The 9,639-nt window shown below is 57.5% G+C and carries 8 protein-coding genes and 1 pseudogene; 2 read left to right on the forward strand and 7 right to left on the reverse strand.

Annotated features, from left to right (window positions below; genetic code table 11):
- Window positions 1–287: 287 nt before the first annotated feature.
- On the reverse strand, window positions 288–1,151 hold the full coding sequence (locus tag ACIP66_RS14840; protein ID WP_371262359.1) for a methyl-accepting chemotaxis protein: 864 nt from the start codon (window positions 1,149–1,151) through the stop codon (window positions 288–290).
- Window positions 1,146–2,207 (reverse strand): annotated as a pseudogene (locus ACIP66_RS14845) (methyl-accepting chemotaxis protein); the annotation flags it as partial. The pseudogene ACIP66_RS14845 and the gene ACIP66_RS14840, both read right to left, overlap by 6 nt.
- Before the next feature lie 254 nt (window positions 2,208–2,461).
- Here ACIP66_RS14845 and ACIP66_RS14850 point away from each other — a divergent pair.
- Together ACIP66_RS14850 and ACIP66_RS14855 are read left to right on the forward strand one after the other, a co-directional pair.
- Window positions 2,462–3,133, forward strand: a complete 672-nt coding sequence (locus tag ACIP66_RS14850; RefSeq protein WP_400648914.1) for a histidine phosphatase family protein — start codon at window positions 2,462–2,464, stop codon at window positions 3,131–3,133.
- Window positions 3,130–3,963: a phosphatase PAP2 family protein gene (locus tag ACIP66_RS14855; protein WP_400648915.1), complete on the forward strand. Its 834-nt coding sequence runs from the start codon at window positions 3,130–3,132 to the stop codon at window positions 3,961–3,963. Before ACIP66_RS14850 ends, ACIP66_RS14855 begins: the two co-directional genes overlap by 4 nt.
- A 131-nt stretch (window positions 3,964–4,094) precedes the next feature.
- Here ACIP66_RS14855 and ACIP66_RS14860 read toward each other — a convergent pair whose 3' ends face one another.
- From ACIP66_RS14860 to ACIP66_RS14880, 5 genes are all read right to left on the reverse strand, one after another.
- On the reverse strand, window positions 4,095–5,534 hold the full coding sequence (locus tag ACIP66_RS14860) for an ArnT family glycosyltransferase (RefSeq protein WP_400648917.1): 1,440 nt from the start codon (window positions 5,532–5,534) through the stop codon (window positions 4,095–4,097).
- Window positions 5,535–5,603: 69 nt separating this feature from the next.
- Entirely contained in the window at window positions 5,604–6,191 is a 588-nt protein-coding gene (rimJ, locus tag ACIP66_RS14865; protein ID WP_212549762.1) for a ribosomal protein S5-alanine N-acetyltransferase, read from the reverse strand.
- Window positions 6,192–6,521: 330 nt separating this feature from the next.
- Complete coding sequence (locus ACIP66_RS14870) at window positions 6,522–7,358, reverse strand: mechanosensitive ion channel family protein (protein ID WP_400648919.1); 837 nt, start codon at window positions 7,356–7,358, stop codon at window positions 6,522–6,524.
- A gap of 31 nt (window positions 7,359–7,389) precedes the next feature.
- Complete coding sequence (locus ACIP66_RS14875; RefSeq protein ID WP_400648946.1) at window positions 7,390–7,920, reverse strand: ankyrin repeat domain-containing protein; 531 nt, start codon at window positions 7,918–7,920, stop codon at window positions 7,390–7,392.
- A 114-nt stretch (window positions 7,921–8,034) separates the two neighbouring features.
- Complete coding sequence (locus ACIP66_RS14880) at window positions 8,035–9,573, reverse strand: catalase (protein WP_400648921.1); 1,539 nt, start codon at window positions 9,571–9,573, stop codon at window positions 8,035–8,037.
- Window positions 9,574–9,639 lie beyond the last annotated feature (66 nt).

Genomic DNA, 9,639 nt, shown 5'->3' on the forward strand with positions numbered 1-9,639 from the left:
TTCATTAACTCGCGATCGAACAGGATTTCTGTAGGAGCTGCCGAAGGCTGCGATCTTTTGATCTGGCTTCTGATGGTTCAAAAGCGAAGATCAACAGATCGCAGCCTGCGGCAGCTCCTACGGGTACCGGGGTTTTTTCGGGATATCGAGGTGGCAGGTCTGACGCTTTCGCGAGCAGGCTCACTCCTACAGGGGATTGGCGTCGTTCACATAATCTGTGATCAACACCATACCTGTAGGAGTGAGCCTGCTCGCGATTCGGTTACAGCGTCAGCGCTAAATCAGGATCAAACGCGGAAGTGGCTAACCATCTGCTGCAGCTGACCACCCAGGCGCGCCAGCTCAACACTCGACGCCGCGGTTTCATCACTCGCCGCTGCGGTTTGTTCCGAGACGTCGCGCACGTTGATGATGCTGCGGCTGATCTCTTCCGCCACTGCGCTCTGCTGTTCAGCCGCCGCCGCGATCTGCTGGTTCATCGACTGAATATTCGACACCGTGCGGGTGATGCTTTCCAGTGACAGGCCGGCCTTGCGGGTCAGCGCGACGCTGCTGTCGGTCAGTGCGCGGCTGTTGTTCATCACCGCCGAAACCTGCTGGGTGCCGTTCTGCAGACCGGCGACCAGGCCTTCGATTTCTTCGGTGGATTTCTGTGTGCGCTGGGCCAGGCCACGCACTTCGTCGGCAACCACGGCAAATCCACGACCGGCTTCACCGGCACGTGCCGCTTCAATCGCAGCGTTGAGCGCGAGCAGGTTGGTCTGTTCGGCGACGGCTTTGATCACGTCCATGACGCTGCCGATCTTGTCGCTTTCCTGTTGCAGCACGCTCATGGCTTCGGTGGAACGCACCACTTCGCTGGCCAGACGTTCGATCTGCGCGATGGCTTCGTTGACCACTTTGTCGCCTTCACGGGCTTCGCCGTCAGCGGCGGCAGCGGCTTGCGAGGCTTCCTCGGCGTTGCGCGCGACTTCCTGCACGGTGGCAGTCATTTCGTGCATTGCGGTGGCGACCTGATCGGTCTCGACTTTCTGGCTGTTCACGCCGGCGCTGGTCTGCTCGGTGACGGCGGACAACTCTTCGGCGGCGCTGGCGATCTGGGTAACGCCGTCGCGGATGCCGCTGATCAAATCGCGCAGGGTTACGCCCATGCGCGCGATACCTTGTTGCAGCACACCGAGTTCGTCGCGACGGGTAACGATGACATTGTGGGTCAGGTCGCCGCTGGCGATGCGGTCGACCACGGCCATGGTTTCGCGCAGAGGACGGGTGATCTGACGGGTGATCAACACCGCGGCAATCACGCCAACCAGCAACGCCAGCAGGGTGCTGATCAGTTGCAGGGTGCGAGCCTGAGCGCTTTCGGCGTCACGACGATCGAGTTGAATCTGATACAGCTGCTCGCTCTGGGTCACGATGGTCGCGCCCTGATCGGTCATTTCCTTGCGCGCCTGCACGGCTTCGCTGTTGGCGTTTTTAAACGCCAGCAATGCGCTGCGGTAATTGACCAGCGCGGTCTCCAGCTGACGCAGGGCATCTGCCTGAGTGTCAGCGAAATGCACGTTCAATTGTTTGAGGCTGGCGATCGCCACGTCGAGTTGGGCGACGGCTTTCTGCTCGGTGTCGGCGTTGGTGGCGGCCATGTAGCTGCGCACTTCGTAGCGGGTGAGGATGAACGCTTCCTTGGCCGTGGTGATGGCCTGGAACTGTTCGAAACGTTGCTCGCTTATGTCCATTTGCTGCACATGTTTGCTGATCGATTCGATCTGACGGTACGCGGCCTCGGCATTCACGCTCATGGCGTCGCGCGCACTGTTGGCGGTGCGGTAGGCGTTGCGCATTTTGTTCAACGAGGTCTGGTATTCAGCGATGGTCGCCGCCTGCGCCTTGAGCAACTTGACGTTTTCCGGGCTCTTGAAGCTGCTGATCAACTTCTGCTGTTGCGCGGCGAAGGCTTCAAGGGTGGTCTGCACGTTTTGCGCGGCGGTTTCATCGCCGTTGGTCAGCATGTATTGCAGGCGCACCACGCGCAGTTTGGTCAGGCCGGAGTTGAGCTGGGTGATGTCGCTCATCCAGTTGCTGCGGTCGATCAGGCCGCCGAGGCTGGTCCAACCGGTCAGGGCCAGGACGCAGGTCAGGGCCAGCACCAGGCCGAAGCCCAGGCCCAATTTCATGTTCACGCTGATGTTGCCGAACCAGCTATTCATCAAAAATCCTCCAGAAACGTTGGGTTTCTTGGTCGTCGGTTAGGCTGGAAGATTGTTGTTTTTTTGAGCCAGCAAGGGTGTTAGCAGGTCTGTATCGGCCGCGATGCCGAGAGCTGAAAGGATTTTGTCCTACGGAATTTGTAACAAAGGATCCCAAGACTTTTTTCACATGGGTTTCACTGGCTGCCCACGCCCGCCTCTGTACCTTCGCCGCATCGAATGACAAGTGATGCATGCCGGTGAGGCGGCTTTTTGTGGAATTGAGACTGAATCTGTTCGGCGTCAAACGCTCGATCGATCTGAGCGGTTTGGCGCGTTTTCGCAACACGTGGGTGGTGTTGGCCGCCTCCGTGCTGGTGATTCCGCTGACCCTGTGGTTGTTGGCACCCGCTGCCGTGCCGGATCTGGCCCACGGCAATGTCGCCGGCGCGCAGGCGTTGGCGCAGGGCTGGGCGCAAGGCGACATGATCGTGCTGGTGCGCCACGTCGAACGCTGCGATCACTCCAAGGCACCGTGCCTGAGTGGCAACGACGGCATCACTCAACGTTCGCGGAGTGTCGCGGATGCGGTAGGTTCGCAGTTTGAACAACTGGGCCTGAGCAACGCCGACCTCTACAACAGCCCTATCGAGCGCACCGTGCAGACCGCCGGTTACATGTTCACCAAGACCTCCACCGCCGCCGACTGGTTGATCAGTTGCAAGGGGCGGATGTTGCAGGACGCGCTGGCGCACAAAGTGCCGGGGCGCAATCTGATCCTGGTGACCCACAGCGAATGCATGGGGCAACTGGAGAAAGACCTGAACGTACCGGCCTCCGATCCCGGTTACGGCTCTTCGCTGTTTGTCGCCGCTGCCAATCCGGCGGCCCCACAAATGCTCGGCTTCATTGAAGCCTCCGACTGGCGCACGGTGACCACCCGATGAAATCGCGTTTCTACGCTTATAACTTTGGCATCCCGCTGCTCTGTGCAGCGGTGGTGTTTCTGCTGTTCGACATGACCAAAATCGACATCGCCTTCAGCAACCTGTTGTTCGACCCGCTGACCCAGACTTTCCCGCTCGACAAAATCCATCTCTTCGAAAAACTCACGCACAAATGGGCGCGGATCATTCCGAACTGGACGGGCGAAATCGCCGTGATCGGCGCGATGCTCTCGGTGATCTGGCCATTGGTCAATCCGCAGAAGCGGCCACGACTGGGTGCCTTCCTGCAGCGCAGCCGAGTCGCGCCGGTGCTGCGCTTTGCCGCCGATCACCGTAGGGATTTTTTCTTCGTTGTGGTGGCGTTCGCCGTTTGCACCGGGGTGATTCACTTCCTCAAGGCGCACACCAGCGTTTACTGCCCGATCGAGACCACGCTGTACGGCGGCAAAATGGCTCATGTCGAGTGGTACGAGAATTTCCAGTTGTTCCATGAAGCGGGCGAGGGCCGTTGCTGGCCGGGCGGGCACGCGTCGGGTGGCTTCACCATGCTGGCGCTGTACTTTGTTGCGCGACGCTACCAGTGGCGGTTTTCCAAGGCGATTTTGTGGGGCTCGTTGTTGCTCGGTTTTGTCTACGGCACGACACGCGTCCTGCAAGGTTGGCACTACATGTCCCACACGTTTTGGGCAGGGATCTTTGTCTGGCTGGCGTGTTTGCTGACAGCGTTGGCGTTTTATGGACGGGCGCGGTTGGAGATGCCGGTGTTGGAGAAGCATGAGCGGACAGTGTCAGTCGCCACGTCGGCAACAGTTGGAATGCCCATCCAGTGAATAACCTGTGGCGAGGGGATTTATCCCCGATGGGGCGCGAAGCGGCCCCTCTCTTGATTCAAAAGAAAGGGCTGCTGCGCAGCCCATCGGGGATAAATCCCCTCACCACAGGAGTGTGTGTTTAGTCTGGTTTAGTCGGTGACAAAGTAATAAGCCTGTCGCCCGACCATCATGGTTTTCAGCACTTTCAGCGGCGCCGCAGGCTCAGCATCCGCCGAGATCACCGCCACATTCGTCGCTGCCGCCCCCAGAAACGCCCGCAACTGCGCCTCCGTATCGAGCCCCTTCAGCACACTCTGCGTATAAAACACGCTCGCGCCGCCCACCCGCTCATTCGCCTGAAACAACGCCACCTGATGACCACTGGCCTGTAACGATTGAATGTGTTCCGTCAGCGGCAGGAACGACAGGTGTTTATCCGCATTCGGCAGCGCCCACTGCGCCGCACCGAGATAACCGGCGATCACCACCGCCAACACGCCGAACGCCAATGCCTGACGCCGACGAGCGACCCAGCCTACAAATCGATTCGCCGATTCGTACGCTTTCAACCGCTCAAACAACACAAATGCGTATTCAGCCGCGATCACCGCAGCCGCCGGCGTCATCGACATCAAGTACACCGTGCGCTTGCTCGACGCCAACGTCAGCATCACAAACTGCGCCACGATCCACAGGCTGAAAAACAGCAAATACCGATTAGCCTTCAACTCTTTACGGAAGTGCCACAGCCCCAGATACACCAGAATATTCCACGGCAAAAACGCTTGCGGCAGCTTGGCGAGGTAGTAATAAAACGGCTCGTAATGCCCGGCCTCAACGAACGACCCGCTGAACCGTCCGACACTGTTGGTCAACAAAACCTCTCTCACCGCTTGCGCCCCGCCATGCTGATAAAGCACCACCAGCCAGATCAGCAGCGGAATCAGACCGACCGCCGTGAGCACTCCCGGCAGCAACCAATCCCTGATCTTCAAGCGCCGGTCGATCAGGTTGTCCGCCAGCAGATAAGCAAAAATCACCACGCCAGGCATCGCCAAACCGAGCACACCTTTACTCAACGTCGCGATGGCAATGCCGACGACAAACAGCAGCGAATTGCCCAGCGTCGGCACTCGCTGCGCCTGGAAAAATGCCAGCAATGCCGCCGTCACGCCGAGCGCCAGCAGCGCGTCTTCACCGACGCCACGTACGTTGCTCCAGTAACTGGCCATGGTCGCCAGCAGAATCCCCGCCGTCCATGTGACCCTTATCGGCCGCTCGAAGCGACGCAACATGCCGTACAACAACATCACGCTAAACAACCCGGCCACCGCCGAGGCCAACCGCACCGCCCACGGCGAAACGCCGAACACGCGCATGGCGCCGGCGTCCAGCCACAAACTCAGTGGGGGTTTTTCCAGAAACGCTTCGCCGAACAGACGCGGCGTCACCCAGTCATTGTCCAGGTGCATTTCCATGGCGATGCCGGCGACGCGGGCCTCGGTGGAGCCTTGCAACTGATGGTTGCCCAGCGCAAAGAAAAACAGCAGGGCGGCAAGCAGAAACAGCGAAGTGACGGCACGCGACATGGCGTTCAGGCTACCGAAAGGGGCGGGAACCCCGAGCATACGTCGGCAATGCTGAACAATTCGTGAAGCTTAAGCGAGTGGTCGCGACCAACGTTTGTCCGGCGTTTCGAACCGCGGATTGACCAGCGCCGTCAGCACATGATCCTGCCAGCGTCCGGCAATGTTCAGATACGCCTTGGCGTAACCCTCACGCTCGAAACCCAAGCGTTCCAGCAACCGCGCACTGCGCTCGTTGCCGGGAATGTAGTTGGCCATGATCCGATGCAGGTTCTGGCCCTCGAACATGTACGCGATGCCAGCCTCCAGCGCTTCCTGCATCAAACCCTGGCCCTGATGGGCTTCATCGATGTGATAACCCAGATAACACGCCTGAAACGCCCCGCGAATAACCCCGCTGAAATTGCACGCGCCGATCATCTGCTGGCCGTCCGGCGACAACAGCGCGAAATGCATCGCCAGTCCGGCCTCAAACGCACTGGACTGAATCTCGAGGCGGCGGCGGATTTGCGCGGTGGAGAAATATTCAGTGGTACGAATCGGCGACCACGGCGCGAGATGGCGCAGGTTGCGGCGATAAAACTCACTTTCGAGTTCCGCCTGATCCGGGGCAAGAATCGCCAGCGTCAGGCGTTGGCAGGGCAGGGTCAACAGCGGCATCGGACGTTCCGGTCGGCAGGGTTGTCAGACAGCATTGCCCGACACCGCAGAAAATACAAACCGGTTGATCTTCAGTAGGAGCTGCCGAAGGCTGCGATCTTTCGCTCCTGCGTTTCAAGATCAAAAGATCGCAGCCTTCGGCAGCGCCTACACGGGAAACCTTGAACGATGAGGAATTTCAGGCAAAAAAAAGCCCGCAGGAGCGCGGGCGAACCGTAGTTTCTTGAATGAGCGAGCGAACTTTACAGGTTCGGTCGGGCAGGGGCAGTGAAGAAAAATTTAAGTCGGTTGCGGCCGTTAATGCTCGCCTGGGTCGAACCGTGCAATCACCTATGGAAGAGGTGGATTGTTAATTACAGTGATCACCCGTTGTGGGAACGGAATGGTGATGCCTTTCTCAGCGAGGGCGTCCCGGGACTTTTCGTTGAACTCAAACATCAAATCCCAATAGTCGGTATTCAATGCCCATACGCGCAGTGACATTGTTATTGCGCTATCGCCCAATGTGCTCACCACTACCTGCGGGGCAGGGTCGCTCAGCACTCTCGGATCCCGACACATCTGCAGTAGCACTTGCCGTGCAGTGTCCAGATTGGCGTCGTAACCAACACCAACGTCGAAGACAATTTTGCGCAAGGTTTCGCTTGAGTAGTTGGTGATGACTCCATTGGAAATACTCCCGTTCGGCACGACGATGCGCTTGTTGTCCGTACTGAGAATGACGGTGTGGAAAATGAGAATAGAGTCGACCGTGCCATACACGCCTTGGGTTTCTACCGTGTCGCCCACTTTGTAGGGGCGGAAAAGCAGGATCAAAACACCACCGGCGAAGTTGGACAAACTTCCCTGCAATGCCAATCCTATGGCCAGGCCAGCAGCACCCAGCGCAGCGACAAAACTGGTGGTCTGGATTCCAATCATTGACGCCACACTGATGATCAGCATGATCTTCAGTGCGGTATTAACCAGGTTTCCCACAAATCCTTGCAGGGTTTTATCCACACTGCGTTTTCCCAGTAACACGCCGACTCTTCCGGTGACGGTACTGATCACCCACCAGCCAAGGGCCAGAGTGGTAAACGCCAACGCAAGATTAGCGCCGTATTCCAATACAACGGGGAGCCAGTTTTCGGTGTGTTTAATGACTTGGTCGAAACTAAAATCCATGGAACACCTTGTTTATAATTGCGTGCCGGCGCTATCGAGAGTGGTCATAGTCGATGGGTGAGGTGAGCCGGATTCCCCCCCGAAGTATTTGAGCCGCGGAGTTACCTGCCGCATCCTGCGCATTCAAATCTGCACCCCAGTCTTTCATCGCCTGCAGCAACTCAACCCGCTCGAACAGTGCTGCGTACATGGCGGCGGTTTGGCCGGCGTTATTGCGCTCGTCGACGTTGCAGCGTGTACCGATAAGGCGATAGGCGATCTTCTCTTCTCCTTTGAATATCGCCCCCATAAACGCCGTGTTACCCCGATTGTCTTTGATGCATGGATTGGCGCCCGCTCTCAGCAGGCGCTCGACTGCATTCAAATGACCGTAATAAGTGGCCAGTATGAGCGCGCTATAGCCCTTGGTGTCCTGAGTATCCAGGTCGTATCTGGACTCGATAAAAAGTTCGAGTACTTCCATGTCGCCTTCGCGAGCGGCGTTGAAAAAATGCTTCTTCAGTTCCATCGCTACTTCCTCCGGATCGCTGAAGTGGCTGGCTTCGGAAATGGAAGAGTGCATTGCGTACAGCGGTAACAGAATCATCAAAACAGTTTTGTACCAAGCCATGCACGAATACCTGAAGAGCGCCATGGTCACGACGAACTTCGTCGACGTGACGTAGGCCAATAACGATTAATCGACCAGCTTCGCAGCCATTGTCTGCACACGTGCCAAATCGCCTTTTACGACTTTGGTCACGCCCGTGCCGTACTCAGGGTCGGCTTTGTACAGAAAGGATAAGACGATGTGCTTGCTGATATCGTCGGCACTGCTCAGTGAACCACCCAGTGAGGCGATCAGGTCATCACGATCCTTGCGGCTGAACGAGCGATACAGATCGCCCGCTTGTTTGAAGTTCTGCTCACGCTGAATTTTGACCTGTTGGGTATTGCCTGAGAGCGCCAACTGGCTGTAGCGAGCCGCTTCAACTTCATCACGCGGCACCAGACGACTCGGTTGATAGTTGACGCCAGTCGTCGTGTTGGCCGAGTTCAGTGCGCCATCCTGGTTGCCATTGTTGATCGAAAATTTCGGCGCATTGACCGGCAGTTGCATGTTGTTGGCGCCCAAGCGATACATCTGCGCATCGGCGTAGGAAAACATCCGCCCTTGCAGCAAACGGTCTTCCGAAGCTTCGATCCCTGGCACGAGGTTGGACGGTGCCATGGCCACTTGTTCGGTTTCCTGGAAGACATTGGCCGGGTTGCGATTCAATACCATTTGACCGACTTTGCGCAGCGGCACATCCGGCCATACTTTGGTGGCATCCAACGGATCAAAATCGAAATTCTTCAGCTCTTCAGGTTTGAGTACTTGCACATACAGATCCCACTTGGGAAAGGCACCTTTGCTGATATGGCTGACCAGGTCGTTGGACATGTGGCTGTAATCGTTTCCCTGAACTTTGGCGACCTCGCCTGGGGTGAAATTCTTTATCCCTTGCAGGCTCTTCCAGTGAAACTTTACGTAGTGCACATCCTTCTGGGCGTTCACCAGTTTGTAGGCGTGTACACCGTTGCCATTCATTTCCCGGTAGCTGGCAGGTATGCCTGAATTGGAATAGAGCTCGGTTAACGTGCGGGTAGCTTCGGGCACGTGGGAGAAGAAGTCGAAGCGGCGTGAATCATCATCCAGGTTCGTGCGTGGATCGGGTTTGAAAGCATGAACCATGTCCGGAAACTTGATGGCGTCACGGATGAAAAAGGTTGGAAAGTTGTTACCCACCAAATCCCAATTACCATCAGCGGTATAGAACTTTGTGGCGAATCCACGTGGGTCACGCAATGTTTCTGGCGAGTGGTTGCCATGCACCACCGAGGAGAAACGCACGAATACCGGCGTCACCTCACCGGCGCTGAAAACCTTGGCCATGGACAAGTCGCTGAGCCCATCGGTGGCGGTGAATGTGCCGTGAGCACCGGTACCGCGTGCATGCACGACACGTTCTGGAATGCGTTCACGATCGAAGCGCTGGAGCTTCTGGATCAACTGCATATCTTGCAGTAACACCGGGCCATGGGCGCCGGCGGTTTGAGAGTTCTGGTTATCACCCACCGCTGCGCCGTTGTCGCGGGTCAGATTGCCTGCGTGGACGGAAAAGGAAAGCGCACTCAGGGTCAAAATGCACAACGAGTGGGGGGGCGTAAAAAAGCGTGATCGAGACGTCGCCATTTATCGAGGCTCCTGGGGTTTAAGAAGGAGCAGACAAGGTCCTGGGGCGTGTTCCGCCGACGGGAC

Origin of the sequence: Pseudomonas sp. NPDC088429 (genome assembly GCF_044753305.1) — a bacterium.
GTDB classification, from domain to species: domain Bacteria; phylum Pseudomonadota; class Gammaproteobacteria; order Pseudomonadales; family Pseudomonadaceae; genus Aquipseudomonas; species Aquipseudomonas rustica.